Origin of the sequence: Thioalbus denitrificans (assembly GCF_003337735.1) — a bacterium.
Lineage (GTDB): Bacteria > Pseudomonadota > Gammaproteobacteria > DSM-26407 > DSM-26407 > Thioalbus > Thioalbus denitrificans.
This window is the reverse complement of sequence record NZ_QPJY01000001.1, coordinates 68,220-89,309: the sequence shown is the minus strand read 5'-3', so window position 1 is coordinate 89,309 and position 21,090 is coordinate 68,220. Positions and strand designations below refer to the sequence as shown.

Genomic DNA, 21,090 nt, shown 5'->3' with positions numbered 1-21,090 from the left:
GGCGGAAGCCCCGCAACGGGGTCGTGCCGCTTTGCGGTCAGCACCGGTGGTTTGGGTTAGTATCCGGCTTCCGGCTGGAACGATTCCCGACACCCCTCCTCTAACAAGGGGTATCGTCGTGCCGCCGGCACACCGGATTCCCGTGGAGAGAGACGCACGAAAATGAACAAGACGCCCCGATTCCTGCTCGCCCTGCTCCTGCCGCTTCTCGCCTTCAGCCAGGTGGCCCGGGCCGAGAGCTTCGACGAAGGCATCGAGTACCAGCTGGTCACTCCCGCCCAGGCCACCGACGACCCCGACAAGGTGGAGGTGCTGGAGCTGTTCTGGTACGGCTGTCCCCACTGCTACCACCTCGAGCCCGAGATCCAGGCGTGGCTGGCGACCAAGCCCGACAACGTGGAGTTCCGGCGCATGCCCGCCATCCTCGGCCAGAGCTGGGGGATTCACGCCCGCGCCTTCTACACCGCCGAGGTGCTCGGCGTGCTGGACCGGATCCACGAGCCGCTGTTCGCCGCCATCCACGAGCAGAACCGCCATCTCAACACCGAGGAGTCCCTCCAGGGCTTCTTCGCCGAGCACGGCGTCGATCCCGAGGAGTTCACCAAGGCGTTCAACTCCTTCACGGTGGAAAGCAAGTACCGGCGGGCGCTATCCTTAACCAAGAAGTACGGCATCGATGGGGTGCCGGCCATCATCGTCAACGGCAAGTACCGCACCAGCGCCACCCTCGCCGAGGGGCGTGAGCGCATGTTCCGGGTGGTGGATTTCCTGGTGCAGAAGGAGACCGGGGCGGCAAAGTGATCCGCAACGCCCCGCCGGCGCAGTAGATCAGACTCAAGTCCGACAGGCACCTAAGAGGGTCCCAGGGGGAGGCAGGGTGGTTCAGCCGACCGAGTCCGTCCAGGCGCGCAGTTCTGCGGGCGGTGCTTCCCCTGTGTCCGTGGCAGCCTCCGGGCTGAATCCTGGAACAGTGGTGATGGCCGAACACATTCCCCAGACCCTGCGGCTGCTCACCTACAACATCCAGGTGGGCATACCCACCGAGCGCTATCGCCACTACTTCACCCGCGGCTGGCGGCATGTGCTGCCCCACCACGCCCGCTTCGCCCACCTGGATCGCATCGCCGGCCTCATCAGCGGCTTCGACATGGTCGCCCTGCAGGAGGTGGATGCCGGCAGCATCCGCACCGGCTTCACCAACCAGCTCGAGTACCTGGCCGAGCGTGCGGGTTTCCCCTTCACCTGCCAGCAGATCAACCGCAACCTCGGCAAGCTGGCCCAGAACAGCAACGGCCTGCTCAGCAAGTTCCGCCCGCGGGACGTGATGGACCACAAGCTGCCCGGCCTCATACCCGGGCGCGGCGCGCTGGTGGTGCGTTACGGGGATCGCGAGAACCCGCTCATCCTGGTGGTCATGCACCTGTCGCTGAGCAAGCGGGCGCGCACCCAGCAGATGCACTATATCCGCGAGGTGGTGGAGGATTTCGAGCACGTCATCGTCATGGGTGATCTCAACTGCCAGTTTCCGCGCCTGCACGGGGAGAAGGGTCCGCTCGCCAAGACCCGCCTGCGGCCCGCCGGCCCCGAGCTGCACACCTTCCCCAGCTGGCACCCCCAGCGCAGCATCGACCACATCCTGGTGACCGAGTCCCTGGTGGTGAAGAGCGTCCACGTGCTCAACCAGACCCTATCCGACCACCTGCCGGTGGCCACCGAGATCCAGCTTCCCGCCGACGTCCATCTCGTCGCCTGAATGCCTGAAGGCTGTCGTCCCGCGGGGCGGGGGATCCGGTTTACAGCCTGCATCCGCAGACCGACAATCGCCTTATCCCTTATCCCTTATCCCTTATCCCTTATCCCTTATCCCTTATCCCTTATCCCTTATCCCTTATCCCTTATCCCCTGTACTCAAGCCGCCCGCCCCAGGCGCCGGTTCGCCGGCACCGCCTCGTCAATCCGGCGCGGCGGGTCCAGCTCCAGTCCGTTCATCAGTGCCACGTACTCCTCGCGCGAGGCGACCTGCAGCCGGGGATTGCAGCGCCTCTCCTCGCCGATGGTGCTCACCGTCATGCCGTCATAGTCGTGCGCCGGGTAGACCAGGGTCGCCTCCGGCAGCGTCAGCAGCTTCCGGAACAGGCTGTCGTAGGCCTGGCCCGCGTCCCCGTTCTGGAAGTCCGTCCGCCCCGAGCCGCGAATGAGCAGGGTGTCGCCCGTGAAGACCCGATCCGGCAGTCGCAGCGAGTAGGAGCAGTCGGTGTGCCCCGGGGTGTATATGGCCGTCAGCCCCAGGCCGGCGACCTCCAGCCGCTGGCCGTCCTGCAGGCGCCACGACAGGCCCTCCGCCGCGCTCTGCACACCCATGGCCGTGGCGCAGCCGGTGGCGTCCTGCAGCGGCCCCAGCGCGGTCACGTGATCCGCGTGCACGTGGGTGTCCACCGCCAGCACCAGCTTCAGCCCCAGCTCCCGGATCAGCCGCAGATCCCGCTCCAGCTGCTCGCGCACCGGGTCGATGATCAGGCACTCCGTGGAGTCCTCACCGGCCAGCAGGTAGGTATAGGTGCTGGATTCGCGATCGAAGAGCTGGCGGAACAGCATGGCGTTTCTCCCGTGGGTCGATGGGCCTAAGGGTTTGATGGGTGGCGGGGAGCGGGGTTCCGAGGTGGCGGCGGCGAAAAACAACTACTGGAAAGTCGGGCATCTGATATAGCCTCAGGAGCGGTCAGGCGTCACGTCCGCGTCGTTTGACCCTCGTCATCAGCGCGGAAAGGGGGATCGGATCCATGGGTGTATCGGGACGCCGCATTGGCCTGCGGGTTATGGCCGCCATCGCCTTGATCTTCGGTCTGCTGACCCTGGTCTCCGGGGGGCAGGTGCTGTTCGGGACGGAAAGCCACCGGGCGGCGGCCGGGGACTATGTGGGCTTCGTGGTCTGGTTCAACTTTCTGGCGGGCTTCGCCTATATCGCCGCGGGCATCGGCCTGTGGCTGGGTGGCCGGTGGGCGGTGTGGCTGTCGCTGCTCATCGCCGTGGCCACGCTGGCGGTCTTCGTCCTGTTCGGGGTGCACATTCTCCAGGGGGGACGCTACGAAATGCGGACCGTTGCCGCGATGACCCTGCGGACAGGGACCTGGTGGGTGTTCTTCCTTCTCGGTCGCGGACTGCTTCCCCGGGTGGCGGCCCGGAACTGAACCGATTCTGTCCCTGCCCATGACGGGCGGCTGGCGGTTGCGGGCATTGCACCCACGGACCGCCGGCCGCCATGCCTGTTCCCTGTCGGCCGTCAGGCCGCGCGCTGGTGATCGCCGGTGATTTCGCGGACCACGGGGTAGAGGTGCTCGGTCTCGCGCTGGATGCGATCGAGGATGAGGTCGAACATCTCCCGGGTTTCCGTGATGAACGAGTCGTAGCGATCGCCGATGGCCAGCTCGTGGTGGCGCGGGTGGCACCACTTGCGGCTGTACTGGTTCATGATGCGCTTCAGCTCGACCGAGCCGTTCATGAAGCCCTTGGCCAGGTTGTTGACCTTGGTATCGGAGTGCTTGATGAGCCGTGGGTAGAGGTGGGTGTCCACCACGTCCATGTGTTCATGCACCATGTCCATGTAGCGGTAGAAGAGCTCGCAGCAGGTGCCGGTGTCGCACATGCTCCGGTCCGTGAGCAGGTGGGCGAGCACGTTGGAGAGCTCGGTAATCTGGTGGTTCTGCTGATGCAGTGCTTCGTAGGTGACCATCAATCCATCCTCCTGGCAGCTTTTCCCGCTGTCCGATTGTTCTGGTTTCATCCCTGTGTCCTTCACGCTAGAACGGGTTGGGCGCGCCGTCAACCAACGGTTAAGTATCTATATTTACTAATGAAGCGTGCACGGTGCAGTGATGGCCGGCGAGCCCGGCGGTGACTCCGGTGGAGCAGCGGGGCTCGTCGGCCCCTGCCACGGACTAAGCTACAGTCAATGTCTTTCGACCCGGAGAGGAGCCTGAATGCGCCCCATCGTGGAGATTGCCGCCGAGCTCGGCCTCGCCCCCGACGACCTGATAATCTACGGGGACCGGATGGCGAAGCTGCGCCTGGGTGCGCTGCCGCGCCCGGGGGAAGCGCCGCCGGGGCGCATCATCCTGGTTTCGGCCATCAACCCCACCCGCAGCGGCGAGGGCAAGACCACGGTTTCGGTGGGGCTGGCCCAGGGCCTGCGGCGCTCGGGCCGGCGGGTGGCGCTGGCGCTGCGCGAGCCCTCGCTGGGGCCCATCTTCGGGGTGAAGGGGGGCGGCACCGGCGGCGGACGCAGCCGGCTGGAGCCCTCCGATCGCATCAACATGCACTTCACCGGCGACATGCACGCGGTGGGTTCGGCCCACAACCTGCTGGCGGCGCTGGTGGACAACGCGGTGCACTTCCACAGCAAGCTGGACCTGGAGCACCGGCAGGTGTTCTGGCGCCGGGTGCTGGACGTGAACGACCGGGCGCTGCGCAAGGCGGTCATCGGCCTGGGGGGGCGCACCAACGGGGTGCCGCGGGAGGACGGCTTCGACATCACCGCCGCATCGGAAGTGATGGCGATCCTCTGCCTGGCGGAGGGCATTCCGGATCTGAAGGCGCGCCTCGGGCGCATCCTGGTGGGCTTCGATCGGGCCGGCGACGCGGTCACCGCCGATCGGCTGCAGGCCACCGGGGCCATGGCCGCCCTGCTGCAGGACGCCATCCTGCCCAACCTGGTGCAGTCCACCGAGGGGGTTCCCGCCCTCGTCCACGGCGGCCCCTTCGGCAACATCGCCCACGGCTGCAACAGCGTGACGGCCACCCGCGCCGCCGCCGCGCGCGCCGATTACGTGGTCACCGAGGCGGGTTTCGGCTTCGACCTGGGAGCGGAGAAGTTCTTCGACATCAAGTGCCGCAGCTCCGGGCTCTGGCCGCACGCGGTGGTGCTGGTGGTGACGGCCCGGGCGCTGCGCTTCCACGGCGGGGGCGATCCGGTTCGCGGGGGTCCGGTCAGCGACATCGAGCGCGGCCTGGCGCACCTGGATCACCACGTGAGCAGTGTGCGGCTGTTCGGCTTCGAGCCGGTCATCGCCATCAACCGCTTCGAGGGCGACAGCGAGGCCGATCTGCGCGCCATCGAGTGGGGCTGTGCCGGTCGCGGCCTGGCGGTGGCGCGCTGCACCAGCTTCACCGAGGGCGGGGCGGGGGCCGGGGCGCTGGCGGACGCGGTGGTGGCCGCTGCGGATCGGCCAATGCCTCCGCCACGCTTTCTCTACGGGCTGGAGGAGAGCCCGGAGGCGAAGATCGGGGCGGTGGCGCGCACCATCTACGGCGCTGGCGGGCTCGACTTCAGCCGTACCGCCCGCCGGGACCTGGAGCGGATCCGCTGCCTCGGCCTCGATCGGCTGCCGGTGTGCATCGCCAAGCCCCACCTGACCCTGTCCGGGGACCCGCGCCAGGCGGGCCGGCCGGAGGCGGAGGGCTTCGAGCTGCCGGTGGAGTCGGTGCGGGCGGCGGCCGGGGCCGGCTACCTGCTGGCGCTCACCGGCGATATCGTCACCATGCCCGGGCTGCCGCCAGAGCCCGCCGCCCACCACATCGATCTCTCCGGGTCGGGCGAGGTGCTGGGCATCTGATCCCGCGGAGGCGCGTCATGGAGCGGAAACCTCGCACTCCGGGCCGGCGGGCGTTCCTGGCCCGGCTCGGCGGACTGGGCGCGGCGCTGTGGCTCGGCCCGGGGCTTGCCGCCGGCCCGGGACCGATCATCACCAGGCCCATCCCGGCCAGTGGCGAGACCCTGCCGGTCATCGGCATGGGCACCTGGATCACCTTCGACGTGGGTTCCGATACCGCCGAGCTGGCCACCCGGGTGGCGATCCTGCGCACCTTCTTCGCCCGCGGCGGGGCGCTCATCGACTCCTCGCCCATGTACGGCCGCGCCGAGGCCACGCTCGGCTACTGCCTGAAGCGCATTCCCGAAGCCGACGCGCTGTTCAGCGCCACCAAGGTCTGGACCCGGGGCCGCGCGGCGGGCAGCCGCCAGATGGAGCGATCCCGCGGGCTGTGGGGGGTGGCGCGTCTTGACCTGATGCAGGTTCACAACCTGCTCGACCGGGAGACGCACCTGCCGGTCCTGAAGGAGTGGAAGGCCGAGGGGCGGATCCGCTACCTGGGCGTGACCACCTCCCACGGCCGTCGCCACGCCGAGCTGGAACGGCTGCTGCGCACCGAGCCGCTCGACTTCGTGCAGGTCACCTACAACATCGCCGACCGGGAGGCGGAGGCGCGGCTGCTGCCGCTGGCCGCCGAGCGGGGCATCGCCGTCATCATCAACCGGCCGTTCCAGGGCGGGCGCCTGTTCCGGGCCGTGCACGGCCGGCCGTTGCCGGACTGGGCGGCGGAGATCGGCTGCGTCAACTGGGCCCAGTTGTTCCTCAAGTTCATCGTCTCCCACCCCGCGGTCACCGTCGCCATCCCCGCCACCTCCCAGGTGGCCCACATGGAGGAGAACATGGGAGCGCTCCGCGGCGCGCTGCCGGATGCGGCGCTGCGGCGGCGGATGGCGGCGGCCTTCGAGGCGCTGTAAGCAAGTGCTTACCTACCCATGGCGTTTATGGGAGTGTTGGTGGACACCGGGACCGGGGGCTCCTGATCATCGTCTGGCTGCTGCTGCGCGCGTGAAGCAGCCGGGTGGTTCCGCGCTGCCGTCTGGGATGATAGATTCAGCAGCTTGCTGACATGAATAGGTGGCGCGCAGGATGCGCGGCACACACGACCAAGGAAGGATGTCGCTGCATGCCCAGCGTCTATGATCTGAAACCCCGGTTCCAGGCATTGCTACGCCCCCTCGTTTCGCGCCTGGCCTCCGCCGGAGTCAGCGCCAACCAGGTGACTGTGGTGGCCATCGCACTGTCTCTGGGTACCGGCGCCATCATTCTCTCGAACCCCACCTCCCACTGGCCCCTCCTGCTGCTGCCATTGGCGCTGCTGCTGCGCATGGCGCTGAATGCCATCGACGGGATGCTTGCCCGCGAGCACGGGATGGTCTCTGCGCTGGGAGGAATGCTGAACGAACTGGGCGACGTCGTCTCGGATATCGCCCTCTATCTCCCCCTGGCGTTTGTGCCTGCCTTATCCCCTGCTTTAGTGGTGCTGGTTGTGCTGGGGTCGGTGGTGAGCGAGATGACCGGGGTGGTGGGGGTTCAGATTGGAGCTTCCCGGCGCTATGAGGGTCCGATGGGCAAGAGCGACCGGGCGCTCTGGCTCGGGGCCGTGGGTGCCGTCCTGGGGCTGGGGGTCGATGCGGCGCCCTGGATCAACGGGGTCCTGGTGGTGATGGTCCTGCTGCTGGGGCTGACGGTGGTTAATCGGGCGCGCGGCGCCCTGGGAGAGGTGGGGTGATCGCGCAGGACCTCTCGTCGGCCGTCTTGTGGATGCTCGCCGGGCTTTATGTCCTTCTGATCGTGGCAAGCTCGATGCTGGCCTTGATGCGCCGGCGGCAGCCGGAACGGGATCTCGGTGAGTTGATCTTGCGGGTGCGCAGCTGGTGGTTGATGGTGAGCGTGTTCACCGCCGCACTCCTGCTCTCCCGCACGGTTTCCATCGTTTTTTTCGCCTTCGTGAGCTTCCTCGCGCTGAAGGAATATCTCTCCCTTATTCCCACACGGCGTGCGGACCGGCGGGTCCTGTTCTGGGCCTATCTCGCCATCCCGGTGCAGTACTACTGGGTCGCCACGGGCTGGTACGGAATGTTCGTCATTTTCATCCCGGTCTACCTGTTTCTGCTGCTGCCCCTGAGGATGGTGACCATCGGTGAGCCCCGGGACTTCCTGCGGGCTGTGGGCACCCTGCATTGGGGTGTGATGACCATGGTATTCAGCCTGAGTCACGTGGCTTACCTGCTGGTGCTGCCAGGTCCCGACATGACCGATAACGGTGGTGCCGGCCTGGTGCTCTATCTCGTGGCGCTGACCCAAATCAACGATGTGGCACAGTACCTCTGGGGAAAGCGCTTCGGGCGCCGCCGGATCGTTCCCAAGGTGAGTCCGAACAAAACCTGGGCGGGTTTCATCGGCGGTGTGGTTACAACCGTCCTGCTGGCCTGGTCCGCGGCTCCACTGCTAACACCGCTGGAAAGCGGCATGGCACTGGCGGCGGGTCTGCTCATCGCGGTGAGCGGCTTTGTGGGTGATGTGACCATATCGGCACTGAAGCGGGATTTGGGAGTGAAGGACAGCGGGACGCTGTTGCCGGGTCACGGCGGCATCCTCGACCGGGTGGACAGCCTCACCTATACGGCACCGCTGTTTTTCCACTATGTCCGTTACTTCTACTATTGAGCAGCAGTAATGATCGGGCTGCTGCGTTTTCTCTTCTTCAACGGGCTGGTCCGTCTGGTGACCCTGGTGGTGCTCGGATTGAACGTGCGTCACCGCGAGCGTTTGCCCTCCTCGGGGCCGGCCATCCTGGTGGCCAACCACAACAGCCATCTCGATACCCTGGTGCTCATGACACTGTTGCCGGCACGGCTTCTGTCGAGGCTGCAGCCCGTCGCGGCGGATGACTACTTTCTGAGGAATCGTCCACTGGCTTGGTTCGCACGGGAAATCATCGGCATTCTGCCCATCCGCAGGGATCAACCGGTTCGTTGCGGAGACCCCCTGGCGCCATTGGAGACGGCCCTGGCGGCGGGACGGATCCTGATCCTCTTCCCCGAGGGAACGCGGGGGGAGCCGGAACGTCTCTCCCGGTTCAAGAAGGGCGTTGCATACCTGGCCGAGCGCCATCCGGACATCCCGGTCATACCGATTTATCTGCACGGGTTGGGTAAGGCGTTGCCGCGGGGTGAAGCGTTGCTGGTGCCATTCTTCTGTGATGTATACGTCGGCAAACGGCTCACCTGGAGTGATGGTCGGTTGGCGTATATGCGTGGACTGGAATCGGCCATGCAGGCACTGGCTGCCGAGGGCAGCTTTCCGCAGTGGGAATGAGCCACGCGATACGTGCCTTGGAATGTCTCCGATCATTCTCGGCGGCTATGGGGAACACGTGCTTCAGCTGTGTCTCTAACCAATCATGTAGAGAGGATGAGGACGGCGCGATGGCAACCAATCACCACCGGCGGCGGCTGGTGGCCGGCCTGGCGGGGCTGCTGGTGGCGGGTCCGGCGCTGGCCGCCCGGCTGCTGGAGCCCACCCCGGCGCAGACGGCCGGGCCCTTCTACCCGGTCGAGCTGCCGCTGGACGATGACAACGATCTCACCCGCGTGGCCGGGCACGCGGGCGTGGCGCGGGGCCGCATCACCGACCTCGGCGGCCGCGTGCTCGATGTGAACGGCCGGCCCATCGCGGGGGTGCGGGTGGAGATCTGGCAGTGCGACGCCAACGGCCGCTACCGGCATCCGCGCGAGCGCGGCGGCTCACCGCCGGACCCCGGCTTCCAGGGCCACGGCCAGGCCCGCACCGGCGCCGACGGCCGCTACCGCTTCCGCACCATCCGCCCGGTGCCCTACCCGGGGCGCACGCCCCACATCCACATGGCGGTGTTCAGCGAGTGGGAGGAGCCCTTCGTGACCCAGATCTACATCCAGGGCGAGCCGGGCAACGCCGGGGATTTTCTCTTCAACCGCATCCCCGCGGAGCGGCGCGGCCTGGTCCTGGCGGAGTTCGCCCCGGGCGGCGGCCCCGGCGCGGAGCTCGCGGCCGGGTTCGACGTCGTGCTCGGCGGCGTCGACGGCACCCCGGCGGGCTAGATCATGGCCGTCAACGCCGTGCAGATGCCGGCGCTGGCGTTCCTGTGGGGCTGGCTCGCCCTGGACGGAGATGCCCGCGGGGTGTCTCCGCCCGGACTCAGTCGGGGGCGATGGGCGAGATAAAGCCCGCCGGCTTCACCGCCAGCACCGGCAGCTGGGTGGTCTGCAGGATCTCCTCCGCCGTGTTGCCCATGATCAGGCCGGGGATGCCGGTCCGGCCCACGGTGCCCATGACGATGAGATCCGCCCCGGTCTCCCCGGCGATCCGGGCGATGACATCCGCCGGGCGCCCCTTGGCCACGTGGACGGCAGGGCTGTTCCGGTCCATGCCGAAGGGGGCGACCAGGCTCTCCACCAGCGCCTCGTGGTGTTCGCGGATGATCGTGAGCTGGCGCTCCAGTTCCGCCAGCGGAATCCGCGCCATGCCGTCGCGCAGCATCGACTCTCCGGGCAGATCCCAGGCGTGCACCACGTGTACCGCCGCATCCTCGCGTCGACCCAGGGAGGTGGCGAGCTGGAGAATCGTGCGGTCGAGCGCCGGGTCGGCGTCACCGGCCGGATCCACCGCGGCCAGCACGCTCCGGTAGCTCTCCCGCATGCCGGGCCGGTCGATCCAGACCGGGCACGGACACTTGCGCAGCAGGTGCAGATCGAGACTGCCGAACAGCCGCTGCAGCGTCCCGGCCGGGGGCTCGGCGGCCTTCATCAGCAGGTCGAAGCCGTTGTTCCGCACCGCGCGGACGACCTCGATGAAGGGGGTGCCCGTCGCCACCTTGGTGTGGATTAGCACGCCGTTGTCCGCCCACGGCGCGGTGAGCCGGTGCAGCGCATCCAGGCGGCGGTCGCGCACCGTGGCGGTCAGGTCGAGGCCGAGGCGCTCCTCCAGCCGGCGGGCGTCGTCGATGGGCGCGATCACGTCCATCACCGTGAGCCGGGCCTCGTTCGCCTGGGCCAGACGGGCGGCGCGCTGCAGCACCGGTGCCGGGTCAGCGTCGCCATGAGCCAGCAGCAGGATGTTCTTGAAACGTTGCATGCTCGTTGCTCCCAGTGCAGGTTGACAAAGATTCAGCCGCCCGCGGCCAGCCACAGCAGCAGGCCGCCCAGGGCCAGCCACAGGGCGCCGGCCACCGGCCAGCGCCGCAACCCCGGCCCGGTCTCCTGGACGATGAGCCACTTTCCCGCCGCCCTCAAGCCCGCTCCGCTGATTGGCGGTCCCGGCAACCGCGGGGCGGGCAGCCGGACCAGGGCGCGCAGCGCGAGCTCGGGCAGGTCGCCGGGCGGGAGACGCAGGATCCGCGGCAGGCGTCGGCCGGCCGCGACCCGCAGCGCCAGGGCGGCGAGCCCCAGTCCGAGCGCGAGGCTGCCGGCGGCGGAGAGACTGGCGCCCCAGGTGCCCGCCAGGAGGGGGAACAGGGCCACCAGTCCGAGCAGCGCCGCCCAGGCGCTGCAGGCCAGGGGCGGCGCCGGTCTGCGGACCGCCGGGGGGCGGCGCACCAGCCACAGGAAGCGGACCATGAGCAGGGTGGTGGCCACGCTGCCCAGGGCCAGTACCAGGACCAGGCCGCTCCACTCCGGCGGCAGCGCCTCTTTCAGCACCGCCTTGGCAGCGGCCCCGCTGGTCAGGGGCGCACCCGCCAGGGCCAGGGCCAGCAGGGCCAGCCCCGGCAGCGTCCAGGGGACGCCCCGCCGGCGCAGCCCGAGGCCGAGGAACAGCCCGCCCTTGGCCAGCCCGTGGTGGGCGGCGTAGAGGGTGACGGCCGCCGCCAGCGGCGCCGCGGCGGCGGGCTCGGCCAGCGCCAGTCCCAGCGCCGTGGTGAGCACGCCCATCTGGCTCATGCTGGAGTAGGCGAGCACCACCCCGGGCCGCCGCTGCAGGAGGCCCGCCGCCACGCCGTAGAAGGCAGCCACGAGGCCGATGCCCACCAGCGCCGTGCCCCAGCCGGCAAGGGTCGCTCCACCCAGGGGCAGGAAGCGCAGCAGGCCCAGCACGCCGGCGTTGATCATCGTCCCAGCCAGCGCCGCCGCGCCCGCGGCCGGGGCGGCGGGATAGGCGAGCGGCATCCAGTGGTGCAGCCCGGGGGCGGCCAGCTTGATGCCGATCGCGAACAGCAGCAGGACCAGGGCGGCCGGGCCCGGCGCGCCGGAGCGGAGGGTGGCGAAGTCGAATCCGCCGGCGCCGGCGGCCAGCAGCACCAGCGCGGTGAACAGCGCCACCTCCCCCACCAGGGTCCAGGCCAGGTAGACCCGCGCGGCCCGGCGCGCCCAGGGCCGGTGGGCCACCAGCCCGTAGGCGGAGAGCCCCATCACCGCGTAGCCCAGGTAGAAGGTGAGGGCGTCCTGGGCCAGGAGCAGCAGGAAGTTGCCGCCCATGGCCAGGAGGAAGAAGGTCCGGAAGCGGCCGGCACGGGGTCCGGACAGGGTGTCGCGGGCCATCGCCGCCGCCGCAAGCCACACCAGGGCCCCGGCGAGGAGCAGGATCCGGCCGCCGGGGTCGAGGCCGAGGCTCACGCCCAGCAGCAGCCAGGGCAGGTCCAGAGCCACGTCCGCCGGCAGCAGCAGCGCCGCGGCCAGCGCCGGCAGGGCCGCCGCCGGCACCGGGCCGCCGCGGCCGCGGGCCCAGGGGATGGCCAGCCAGGGGACCAGCCAGGCGAGGAGGAGCGTCGCGGTCATGGAGCGTACTCCCGGGCGGTGATGAGGCGGGCCCAGTCGAGCGGGCTGAAGGGGGTGGCGGCCAGCAGCCCCGCGCCGAGCGCCAGCAGCGCGGTGACGACCGGCGGCCAGAGCAGCAGGCCGACGGTCTCCAGGCGGCGGGCGGGTATATGCTCCTCCGGCCAGGCGGCGGGGGCGGGCCGGAACCAGGCACGATGGAGGATGGGCAGGAAGTAGGCGGCGTTGAGCAGGCTGCTCGCCGCCAGCACCGGCAGCACCCACGCCGCGGCGCCGGCCTCCACCGCGCCGAGGCCCAGGTACCACTTGCTCACGAAGCCGGCCACCGGCGGGATGCCGATCATGCCGAGCGCCCCGACGGTGAAGGCGAGCGTGGTGCCGGGCATGCGCCGGCCCACGCCGTTCATCTCGCTTACGTGGTGGATGCCGAGGGTTTCGGCGTAGTTGCCGGCGGCGAAGAACAGCGTGATCTTCATCAGCCCCTGGTGCACCAGGTGCACCACCCCGCCGATGGTGGCGAGCGGGCCGAGGATGGCGGCGCCCAGCGCGATGTAGGAGACCTGGCTGACGGTGGACCAGGCCAGCCGCTTCTTCAGGCTGTCCTGGGTGAGCGCCCGCACGGAGCCGTAGACGATGGTGAGCGCCGCCAGCGCCCCGAGGGGGGCGAGCAGGCCCAGCTGGTGGGCGAACTCCACCCCGTAGACGTCGTACACCACCCGCACGATGCCGAAGGCCCCCGCCTTCACCACCGCCACCGCGTGCAGCAGGGCGCTCACCGGCGCCGGCGCCACCATGGCCTGGGGCAGCCAGCCGTGCAGCGGCACCAGCGCCGCCTTCACCCCCAGCCCGGCGATGAGCAGCACGAAGATGAGCCGCAGCTCCGGGTGCAGTCCGGGGGGCAGGGCATCGAGCAGTCCGCCCTCCACGAACTCCAGCGGCCCGGCCACCGCCCGCAGCCAGACGGTGCCCACCAGCAGGGCGGTGCCGCCGGCGAGGGTGTAGGCCAGGTAGATGCGCGCCCCGCGGGTGGCCTCGGGGGTGCCGCGATGGGCCACCAGGGGGTAGGTGGCCAGCGTCAGCACCTCGTAGAAGACCAGGAAGGTGAACAGGTTGCCCGCGAGCGCCAGGCCCACCGTGGCCGAGACGCAGAGGCTGAAGAAGCCGAAGAAGCGGCTGCGGTGGGGCGAGTGCTCCAGGTAGCCGATGGCGTAGAGGGTGGTCACCAGCCACAGCACCGTGGAGAGGGTGACGAACAGCACCGAGAGGGCGTCGGCATGGAGCACCAGGTCGAGCCCCGGGGCCAGGGTCCAGCGGCTCTCGTAGGCCGCGCCTTGGAACACCCCCCACATCATCACCCCCACCAGCGCCAGCTTGAGCACCGCGCCGGCCAGGTTGAGCACGGTGCGCAGGCGGTGGGCCTCCTCGCGCAGGAGGAAGATCACCAGCCCCGGCAGCAGGGAGCTGAGGACAATGAGGGCGGGCAGGGTGGTCTGCAGGGTCATGGCCGCGGCCCCGGGGCGGGGAGGGGGGCGAGCAGCTCCCACAGCGGCGCGGCGAACAGCCCCAGTGCCACGGCGGCCGCCAGCGCCAGCAGCAGCGGCGGCAGTTCCTCGCCCGCCCCCGCCAGGCGCCGCCCGGCGGGCTGCACGGCGTTGCCGAACAGGTGGCCGAGGAGGCGGAAGACATAGGCGCCCGCCAGCAGGGTGCCGATCGCGACCACCGCCACCGGCCACCAGAGCCCGGCGCCGATGGCGCCGGAAAGCAGCTGCCACTTGGCCAGGAAGGTGCCGCTCGGCGGCAGGCCGATGAGGGCCACCCCGGCGAGCGCCAGGGTGAAGCTGGTCACCGGCAGGCGCTGCACCGTGCCGTCCAGTTCGGCGATGCGGTCGTGGCCGGCGTGCCGCTGCACCACCCCGGCGGCGAGGAAGAAGCCGGCCTTGGCGAAGCCGTGGCTGAGGGCCAGCAGCACCAGCCCGCCGAAGGCCGCCTCCCGCGCCGGCCCGGGGGGCAGGACCGCGAGCAGCGGGAAGAACAGCAGCAGGTAGCCCACCTGGGCCACGGTGGAGTAGGCCGCCAGCAGCTTCAGCCGGGGTGCGCGCAGGGCCTGCCAGGATCCCCACAGCACCGCCGCGGCGCCGAGTGCGCCGAGCAGCGTCGCCACCCCGGCGCCCGCCACCGGGGCGAAGAGGTCCAGCCACAGGCGCAGCAGCAGGTAGAAGGCCGCCTTCACCACCAGCGCCGAGAGGGCCGCGCTGACGGGGGCCGGGGCGCTGCCGTGGGCCGGCGGCAGCCAGAAGTGGAGCGGGAAGGCGGCGGTCTTGAGCAGCAGCCCGGCGAACATCAGCGCCAGCGCCGCCGCGGCCGCCGGGTCCGGGCCGATGGCGGCGGCCACCCCGGCCAGGTCGAGGCGGCCGTAGGCGGCATAGAGCAGGGCCACGCCCGCCAGGTAGGCCATGGAGCCCAGCAGGCCCACCAGCAGGTAGCGCAGCGCCGCCTCCAGCGCCGCCCGCGTGCCGGCCAGGGTGGCGAGCGCCACCGCGGCGAGCCCCAGCAGCTCCAGGGTCACGTAGAGGTTGAAGAGATCCGCGGCCAGGAACAGGGCGTTGAGGGCGGTGAGCAGGAGCAGCCACAGGGGCCAGAAGTGGCGTCCGGCGGGATGGCCGGCGAAGTAGCGCCCGGCGTAGAGGGTGGCGGCCAGGGCCACCGCGGCGGTCATGGCGAGCAGCGCCGCGGAGAGCCCGTCGGCCCGCAGGACGATGCCGAGCCCGGCCGTCCAGCCCCCGGGTACCAGCGTCACCGTGCCGGCGGCGGCCACCTCTCCCAGCAGCAGGAGGGTGGCGGCGAGGGTCAGGCCGGTGGCGGCCAGCGCCAGCGGCCGGCCGGCCACGGGCCATACCAGCGCCGGCAGGGCGGCGGCCAGGGGCAGGGCCACGATCCCGGCGAGGAGGTTACTCATCGCGGGTCGCCCGCAGGCGCCGGCCGAGGGCCAGGGCGAAGGCGGTGGCGCTCACCGCCACCACGATGCCGGTGAGCACCAGCGCGTGGGGCACCGGGTCGGCGGCTGCGCCGGGACCGTTCCAGGCGGTGGCGATGAGCAGCAGGAAGATCCCGCCGCCGAGGATGTTGAGCGCCATCACCCGGCGCAGGAGCGCCGCGTGGGCCAGGGCGCCGAACAGGCCCAGGGCCGCCAGGGCGCAGCCGCTGAGGAGGTAGATGAGCTGGGGGGCGGGCATATCAGGCCTGCTCCGGCCGGGAACGGTCCGTGGACGGTGACCAGGGTTCGGGCTCTCCGCCCAGGAAGGCGATTACCAGGGCCGCGGCGATGGCCGTTACCGCCGCGCTCTCGATGAGGAGGATGAGCAGCCCGGCCGCCGCCGCCGGGTACTGCAGGAAGGCGTTCCCGGCCAGGGTCACCGCGAGGCCCACCGCCAGGAACAGCCCCACGCCGCCCGCCGCGGCCAGGCGCAGCGGCAGGCCGGCGGGCAGTCCCGCGGCGCGCACGCCCGCCAGGCGCAGCAACACCCCCGCGGCGGCCACCAGGGCGCCGGCCTGGAAGGCGCCGCCCGGGGCGTGGGCGCCGGCCCAGAGCAGGTAGGCGCCGGTGAGCAGCAGCAGCGGAACCAGCCAGCCGGCCAGCCCGGAGAGCAGGGCGGGGGCGGGGCCGTAGGCGGGGCGCCCGGCGCCGAGGGCGTTGATGCCGAGCAGCGCGGCCAGCAGTACCGCCAGCTCCAGCAGGGTGTCGTAGGCGCGGAAGTTGAGCAGCACGGCGGTCACCGGGTTGGTGACGCCGCTCCGGGGCAGCTGCTCCGCCACGGCGCCGGCCAGGCGCACCGGGTCGGCGGCCGGCAGGCTGGCGGCCAGCGCCCATGCCAGCACCAGCCCGAAGCCGGCGGCGAGCAGGGCCAGGAGTATCGTCACCGGCCGGTCGGCGCCCGGTTGCGCTGCGTCGCCGCGTTCGTCGCGGGCGGCGGCCAGCAGCAGGGCGCCGCTCAGCCCCGCGCCGATGGCCGCCTCCGCCAGGGCCACGTCGGGGGCGCCGAGGCGCGCCCACACCAGTGCCAGCAGGAGGCCGAAGGCGATGAACAGGATCACCCCGCGCAGCGGCTCGCGGCTGCTGATCACGGCCGCCGCCAGCCCCAGCAGGAGCAGCGCCAGCAGGCCGTCGAGCAGGAGTCCGGGCGGTCCGCTCACGGCCGGTCCTCCCCGCGGCGCGCGCGCCGGGCGATGAGGTGGGCGCCGGTGCCGCTGGCGGCGAGCACCAGCAGCCAGACCAGCGCCAGCTTGAGCACCGCCGCCGGACTCTCCGCCTGCAGCGCCAGCCCCGCCACCAGCAGGCCCAGACCCAGGTTGTCCGCCTTGGTCAGCGCGTGCAGGCGGGTGTAGAGGTCCGGCAGGCGCAGCAGCCCGATGCTGCCGGCCAGGTAGAACAGCAGTCCGGCGCCGACGAGGAGGAGGGTGAGCAGGTCAGTCATGGTCCGCCTCCGGGCCGCCGCGGGTGAAGGCCGCCACCGCCACCACCGCCAGCAGGGCCAGCACCAGCGCCACGTCAACCAGGGCCGGCTGGCCGAGCAGGGGCGCCAGGAGCAGCAGGAAGCCCACGCCGGCCGTGCCCAGCAGCTGGACGGCCAGCAGCCGGTCGCCGGCGTCGGGGCCCTTCAGTACCCGGATCAGCCCCAGGGCGACGGTCACCAGCAGCAGGGTGGCGGCGAGACCCAGGAATTCAGCCATGGGGGCGCGCCCCCGGCAGGCCGAACAGGCCCGCCACGGCCCGCTCCAGTCGGGCCAGCTCGGCCTGGCTGTCGCCGCCGGCGTCGAGCTGGTGGACGGCGAGGGTGTCGCCCTCGATCTCCGCCGCCAGGGTGCCCGGCAGCAGGCTCACGCAGGTGGCGAAGAAACGGCGCGGCGCGCCCTCGGGCAGCGCCGTGCGATAGTCGAGGAAGCCCGGCGCGATGCGCAGCCGCGGCCCCAGGGTGCGCCGCGCCACGTCCACGCCGCCGCGCAGCGACTCCCAGGCGAAGAAGGGCAGAAAGCGCAGCAGGCCGGTCAGGGACAGGGCCGACCCCGTCCCCAGCCGGCGGGCGGACCAGGCGGCCAGCACCACCGCCGGGACGCCGATCGCCCAGGAGGCGGCGCTGCCGCCGGCCAGGATCCACCACAGCACCGCCGCCGCCAGCAGGGCGGTGGCCGGGCGGAAGCCGCGGGAGAGGGGGGCGGGCGGGGTCACGGCGCGTCCCGGCGGCGGCCGGGGCGGTTGCGGATCCGCACGGGCAACGGCTGCAGGGCCGGACCGGGGCGCTCGCCGCGGCCGGCCAGAACGGCCGGCAGCCAGCCGGTGGCCAGCCCCGAGAGGGTGGTGAGCAGCAGGATCATGGTGGCCTCCTCCAGTGTCGCCTCGGCGGGCACGGCGTGTGCCCTGATCCGACTATAGTCGAGGTTGGAAGCTGCGGATAATTCGTATTGTTGTCGCTGACAGTTCGATTATTGCGAACTGTCAGCGGGCCGGAAACCGCCCGCCGCAAGGCGCGCGGCCCGCCCCATGGCGACGGCGCGGGGCGTGGCCCGCGGGTGTTCAGGTGAAGAGATCGGTGCGGGCGGATGCGGTGATGGCGGCCACCGCCGGGTGCTTGATGCGGCGTTCCGCGGAGATGGCGTAGTAGCGCTCCTGCACCGCGTCCGTGCGCCCGATGACCTCGACGCCGTACTTGGCCAGCACGTCCGCCTCCATGGCGGCCGGCGAGGTGAAGACGCCGATGCCCGCCTCGCCGAAGGCCTTCATCAGGGCGCGGTCCTCGAACTCCGCCGCGACCCGGGGGCGGATCCCCTCATGCTCGAACCACTGTTCCAGGGAACGGCGCAGGGCGCTGCTGGCGGTGGGCATCAGCACGGGGGCGCCATCCAGGGAGCGCGGAAACCCCTCACGGTAGTGCCGTGCCTGTTCGCCCCGGGCGAAGAAGGTGCTGCCCGATTCGCCGAGCAGGTGGTTGTAGGCGCGGATGTTGAGTGTCGGGCTGACCGGGGCGTCGGCCAGCACCAGGTCCAGCCGGTGCACCGAGAGGTCGGCCAGCAGGTCCACCAGGGGCGCCTCGTGACAGACCAGCCGCACCTTCTCCGGCATCTGCATCGCCGGCTCCAGTACCCGGTAGGCGAGCAGCTTGGGCACCACCATGGCCACCCCCACGTTGAAGACCAGCCCCCGCTCCAGGGGCCGGCCCTCGATGAGGTCCTGCAACTCGGTCCCGAGCCGGAACATCTCGTCGGCGTAGGAGAAGACCAGGCGTCCGGTCTCGGTGAGGACCAGGTTGCGGCCGGACTTCTCGAACAATTGCGTGCCGATGCGCTCCTCCAGCAGACGCAGCTGGCCGCTGATGGTCTGGGGGGTGAGGTGGAGGCGCTCGGAGGCGCGGGCGATGGTGCCGAGGGAGGCCACCACCCAGAAGTAGCGCAGGTGCTTCAGGTTGAGCTGGAACATCTCCCCCTCCCGATGGGTCCCGTATCGCGCTGGCCGCAAAGTAAGAGAGCCTGTGCGGCCAAGGTTCGTTCCTCGGTTTTTCCGATGCTTTGTCCGATGTTAATCGACTTATCCGAAGCGTTAGCGGAACTTAGTCTCACATCCATCGTCCGGCGGAGGAGGCGAATGGGATGCATATCGATATCCAGGCCCTGGGATTCGCCCTGACGGAGCCCCTGCGTGAGCAGGTGGAGCGGCGGGTGCGGCTGGCCCTGACCCGCCACGGGACGCGGGTGCGGGGCGTCAGCGTGAGGCTGGAGGATCGCAACGGTTCCCGCGGCGGGCCGGACCTGTGCTGCCGGGTGCGGGTGCGGATCAAGGGGCAGGCCGAAGTGGTGATCGAGGACCGGGAGGCGGACCTCCACCGGGCCATCAGCCGCGCCCTGGACCGGGCCGGCCGGGCCGTGGAGCGACAGCTGGCCCGCCCGCGCTGGAGCGCGGCGCGGGCGCGTTGATGTGGCCGGGGTGCGCCGGGGCGACTCCGCCGCGCTGGCGTAAATAAACACACGTTGACGGTCAGGTTCTGTTATAGTGCGGCATCCGGCGCACTCCGGCCTGCGCCAGGTTGTCGCGGTAATCCACTTCCGATCTGCCTCGAACCACCCCAAACCTATCGATTTTCGCCTGGGCCGGCCCGGGACGCATTCCCGGCAGGCTTTACCAGGAGCTTCAACTCTTATGCCTTTCAGTTCCCTCGGCCTGTCGGCCGAAGTCACCCGCGCCGTTACCGAAAAGGGCTACACCGAGCCCACCCCCGTGCAGCGCCAGGCCATTCCCGTGATCCTCGAGGGCCGGGACATCATGGCGGGCGCGCAGACCGGGACCGGCAAGACCGCCGGCTTCACCCTGCCCCTGCTGCACCGGCTCCACGCCACCGTGCCCGGTGGCGGGCGGCGCGCCGTGCGCGCCCTGATTCTCACCCCCACCCGCGAGCTGGCCGCCCAGGTGGCCGAGAGCGTGCAGACCTACGGCCGGCACGTGCCGCTGAAGTCGGCGGTGATCTTCGGCGGGGTGAGCATCAACCCCCAGATCGCGGCCCTGCGCCGCGGTGTCGACATCCTGGTGGCCACCCCCGGCCGGCTGCTGGACCACGTGAGCCAGCGCACCCTGGACCTCTCCCAGGTGGAGATCCTGGTGCTGGACGAGGCGGACCGCATGCTCGACATGGGCTTCATCCGCGATATCCGCAAGATTCTCGCCCTGCTGCCGAAGAAGCGGCAGAACCTGCTCTTCTCGGCCACCTACTCCGAGGAGATCCGCACCCTCGCCGACGACCTGCTGGACAACCCGGCGCTCATCGAGGTGGCCCGGCGCAACACCACCGCCGAGCGGGTCTCGCAGCGGGTGCACCCGGTGGACGCCAAGCGCAAGCGCGAGCTGCTCTCCTTCCTCATCGGTTCCAACAACTGGCGCCAGGTGCTGGTGTTCACCCGCACCAAGCACGGCGCCAACCGCCTGGCCGAGCAGCTGGGGCGCGACGGCATCACCGCCGCGGCGATCCACGGCAACAAGAGCCAGGGGGCGCGCACCAAGGCGCTGGCGGACTTCAAGCGCAACGCGGTGCGGGTGCTGGTGGCCACCGACATCGCCGCCCGCGGCCTGGATATCGACCAGCTGCCCCACGTGGTGAACTTCGAGCTGCCCAACGTGCCCGAGGACTACGTGCACCGCATCGGCCGCACCGGCCGTGCCGGTAACGAGGGCGAGGCGGTCTCCCTGGTGTGCGTGGACGAGCACGCCTTCCTGCGCGACATCGAGCGGCTGCTGAAGCGCGAGATCCCGAAGGAGATCATCGAGGGCTTCAAGCCCGATCCCAGCATCAAGGCGGAGCCCATCCTCCAGGGTCGGAACGGGCGCGGCGGCCGGCCGGCCGGTGGCGGACGCAATGGCAACGGCAACGGCAACGGCAACGGCCGTGGTCGCGCCCCGCGCCAGGAGGCGGGCGCCGGTCGTGGCCGGCGCGGGGACGGCCGCTCCCAGGAAGGGGCGCGGGCGGCCCGTAGCGGCGCCGCCGGCGAAGGCGGTCAGCGCCAGGGCGGCAACCGTTCCGGCAACGGCGGCGGCAACGGCGCGGGCAAGCCCCGTGGCGGCCGCCCGGCGGCCGAGCGCTTCAACGCCCGCCCGCGGCGCGAGGTGCCGGCCCTGCTGGGCGGCGGCCGCGACTGAGGCCGTCGGTCTTGCGCGCATGAGA

24 protein-coding genes are annotated in these 21,090 nt (G+C 70.9%); 11 read left to right on the top strand and 13 right to left on the bottom strand.

All coding sequences use genetic code 11. The features are described from left to right. The first annotated feature begins 162 nt into the window (after window positions 1–162). Together DFQ59_RS00395 and DFQ59_RS00390 are read left to right on the top strand one after the other, a co-directional pair. On the top strand, window positions 163–801 hold the full coding sequence (locus DFQ59_RS00395) for a thiol:disulfide interchange protein DsbA/DsbL (protein WP_114277691.1): 639 nt from the start codon (window positions 163–165) through the stop codon (window positions 799–801). A gap of 175 nt (window positions 802–976) precedes the next feature. Then, window positions 977–1,753, top strand: a complete 777-nt coding sequence (locus DFQ59_RS00390; protein WP_114277690.1) for an endonuclease/exonuclease/phosphatase family protein — start codon at window positions 977–979, stop codon at window positions 1,751–1,753. A gap of 155 nt (window positions 1,754–1,908) precedes the next feature. Here the strand turns inward: DFQ59_RS00390 and DFQ59_RS00385 are convergent, their stop codons facing one another. After that, window positions 1,909–2,595, bottom strand: a complete 687-nt coding sequence (locus DFQ59_RS00385) for an MBL fold metallo-hydrolase (RefSeq protein WP_114277689.1) — start codon at window positions 2,593–2,595, stop codon at window positions 1,909–1,911. Window positions 2,596–2,780: 185 nt separating this feature from the next. On the opposite strand from DFQ59_RS00385, the gene DFQ59_RS00380 reads away from it, so the two are divergent. Beyond that, window positions 2,781–3,188: a hypothetical protein gene (locus tag DFQ59_RS00380; protein WP_114278446.1), complete on the top strand. Its 408-nt coding sequence runs from the start codon at window positions 2,781–2,783 to the stop codon at window positions 3,186–3,188. Between the two features lie 92 nt (window positions 3,189–3,280). On the opposite strand, the gene DFQ59_RS00375 is transcribed toward DFQ59_RS00380, so the two are convergent. After that, window positions 3,281–3,730 carry a hypothetical protein gene (locus DFQ59_RS00375; protein ID WP_114277688.1) on the bottom strand — a complete coding sequence of 150 codons (450 nt, stop codon included), beginning with the start codon at window positions 3,728–3,730 and terminating at the stop codon, window positions 3,281–3,283. Window positions 3,731–3,977: 247 nt separating this feature from the next. On the opposite strand from DFQ59_RS00375, the gene DFQ59_RS00370 reads away from it, so the two are divergent. The 6 genes from DFQ59_RS00370 to DFQ59_RS00345 all read left to right on the top strand — a co-directional run bounded on the left by DFQ59_RS00370 (window position 3,978) and on the right by DFQ59_RS00345 (window position 9,724). Beyond that, window positions 3,978–5,609, top strand: coding sequence for a formate--tetrahydrofolate ligase (locus tag DFQ59_RS00370; protein WP_114277687.1), 1,632 nt, complete (start codon window positions 3,978–3,980; stop codon window positions 5,607–5,609). Between the two features lie 17 nt (window positions 5,610–5,626). Continuing rightward, window positions 5,627–6,559, top strand: coding sequence for an aldo/keto reductase (locus tag DFQ59_RS00365; protein WP_114277686.1), 933 nt, complete (start codon window positions 5,627–5,629; stop codon window positions 6,557–6,559). A 209-nt stretch (window positions 6,560–6,768) separates the two neighbouring features. After that, window positions 6,769–7,374, top strand: a complete 606-nt coding sequence (locus DFQ59_RS00360; RefSeq protein WP_114277685.1) for a CDP-alcohol phosphatidyltransferase family protein — start codon at window positions 6,769–6,771, stop codon at window positions 7,372–7,374. Then, on the top strand, window positions 7,371–8,312 hold the full coding sequence (locus tag DFQ59_RS00355) for a phosphatidate cytidylyltransferase (RefSeq protein ID WP_245937131.1): 942 nt from the start codon (window positions 7,371–7,373) through the stop codon (window positions 8,310–8,312). The genes DFQ59_RS00360 and DFQ59_RS00355 overlap by 4 nt, the downstream gene beginning before the upstream one ends. Window positions 8,313–8,321: 9 nt before the next feature. After that, entirely contained in the window at window positions 8,322–8,963 is a 642-nt protein-coding gene (locus DFQ59_RS00350) for a lysophospholipid acyltransferase family protein (protein ID WP_114277684.1), read from the top strand. A gap of 110 nt (window positions 8,964–9,073) precedes the next feature. Beyond that, window positions 9,074–9,724 (top strand): dioxygenase family protein, encoded by a 651-nt coding sequence (locus DFQ59_RS00345; RefSeq protein ID WP_114277683.1) that lies wholly within the window; start codon window positions 9,074–9,076, stop codon window positions 9,722–9,724. Between the two features lie 97 nt (window positions 9,725–9,821). On the opposite strand, the gene DFQ59_RS00340 is transcribed toward DFQ59_RS00345, so the two are convergent. The 11 genes from DFQ59_RS00340 to nhaR form a co-directional block, all read right to left on the bottom strand. Next, on the bottom strand, window positions 9,822–10,757 hold the full coding sequence (locus tag DFQ59_RS00340) for a universal stress protein (protein ID WP_114277682.1): 936 nt from the start codon (window positions 10,755–10,757) through the stop codon (window positions 9,822–9,824). A gap of 32 nt (window positions 10,758–10,789) precedes the next feature. Further along, window positions 10,790–12,394 (bottom strand): proton-conducting transporter transmembrane domain-containing protein, encoded by a 1,605-nt coding sequence (locus tag DFQ59_RS00335; RefSeq protein ID WP_114277681.1) that lies wholly within the window; start codon window positions 12,392–12,394, stop codon window positions 10,790–10,792. Continuing rightward, a complete protein-coding gene (locus DFQ59_RS00330) occupies window positions 12,391–13,893 on the bottom strand; it encodes a complex I subunit 5 family protein (protein ID WP_114277680.1) in 1,503 nt (500 codons plus the stop codon). The genes DFQ59_RS00335 and DFQ59_RS00330 overlap by 4 nt, the downstream gene beginning before the upstream one ends. Then, window positions 13,890–15,347 carry a complex I subunit 5 family protein gene (locus tag DFQ59_RS00325; RefSeq protein WP_114277679.1) on the bottom strand — a complete coding sequence of 486 codons (1,458 nt, stop codon included), beginning with the start codon at window positions 15,345–15,347 and terminating at the stop codon, window positions 13,890–13,892. The genes DFQ59_RS00330 and DFQ59_RS00325 overlap by 4 nt, the downstream gene beginning before the upstream one ends. Further along, window positions 15,340–15,624 (bottom strand): NADH-quinone oxidoreductase subunit K, encoded by a 285-nt coding sequence (locus tag DFQ59_RS00320; protein ID WP_114277678.1) that lies wholly within the window; start codon window positions 15,622–15,624, stop codon window positions 15,340–15,342. Before DFQ59_RS00320 ends, DFQ59_RS00325 begins: the two co-directional genes overlap by 8 nt. Window position 15,625: 1 nt before the next feature. After that, window positions 15,626–16,582 carry a hydrogenase subunit MbhD domain-containing protein gene (locus DFQ59_RS00315; protein ID WP_114277677.1) on the bottom strand — a complete coding sequence of 319 codons (957 nt, stop codon included), beginning with the start codon at window positions 16,580–16,582 and terminating at the stop codon, window positions 15,626–15,628. Beyond that, the gene (gene mnhG, locus DFQ59_RS00310; protein WP_114277676.1) at window positions 16,579–16,863 is read right to left on the bottom strand and encodes a monovalent cation/H(+) antiporter subunit G; all 285 of its coding nucleotides are present in this window, start codon (window positions 16,861–16,863) and stop codon (window positions 16,579–16,581) included. The genes DFQ59_RS00315 and mnhG overlap by 4 nt, the downstream gene beginning before the upstream one ends. Continuing rightward, window positions 16,856–17,119 (bottom strand): MrpF/PhaF family protein, encoded by a 264-nt coding sequence (locus tag DFQ59_RS00305; protein WP_114277675.1) that lies wholly within the window; start codon window positions 17,117–17,119, stop codon window positions 16,856–16,858. Before DFQ59_RS00305 ends, mnhG begins: the two co-directional genes overlap by 8 nt. After that, window positions 17,112–17,615: a Na+/H+ antiporter subunit E gene (locus DFQ59_RS00300; protein WP_245937130.1), complete on the bottom strand. Its 504-nt coding sequence runs from the start codon at window positions 17,613–17,615 to the stop codon at window positions 17,112–17,114. Before DFQ59_RS00300 ends, DFQ59_RS00305 begins: the two co-directional genes overlap by 8 nt. Next, window positions 17,612–17,761, bottom strand: a complete 150-nt coding sequence (locus tag DFQ59_RS19670) for a hypothetical protein (protein ID WP_170141975.1) — start codon at window positions 17,759–17,761, stop codon at window positions 17,612–17,614. Before DFQ59_RS19670 ends, DFQ59_RS00300 begins: the two co-directional genes overlap by 4 nt. A 199-nt stretch (window positions 17,762–17,960) precedes the next feature. After that, window positions 17,961–18,860 (bottom strand): transcriptional activator NhaR, encoded by a 900-nt coding sequence (gene nhaR, locus DFQ59_RS00295; RefSeq protein WP_114277674.1) that lies wholly within the window; start codon window positions 18,858–18,860, stop codon window positions 17,961–17,963. Window positions 18,861–19,030: 170 nt separating this feature from the next. On the opposite strand from nhaR, the gene DFQ59_RS00290 reads away from it, so the two are divergent. Together DFQ59_RS00290 and DFQ59_RS00285 are read left to right on the top strand one after the other, a co-directional pair. After that, window positions 19,031–19,354 (top strand): HPF/RaiA family ribosome-associated protein, encoded by a 324-nt coding sequence (locus tag DFQ59_RS00290; RefSeq protein WP_114277673.1) that lies wholly within the window; start codon window positions 19,031–19,033, stop codon window positions 19,352–19,354. Window positions 19,355–19,577: 223 nt separating this feature from the next. Beyond that, entirely contained in the window at window positions 19,578–21,065 is a 1,488-nt protein-coding gene (locus tag DFQ59_RS00285; protein ID WP_114277672.1) for a DEAD/DEAH box helicase, read from the top strand. Window positions 21,066–21,090: the final 25 nt, after the last annotated feature.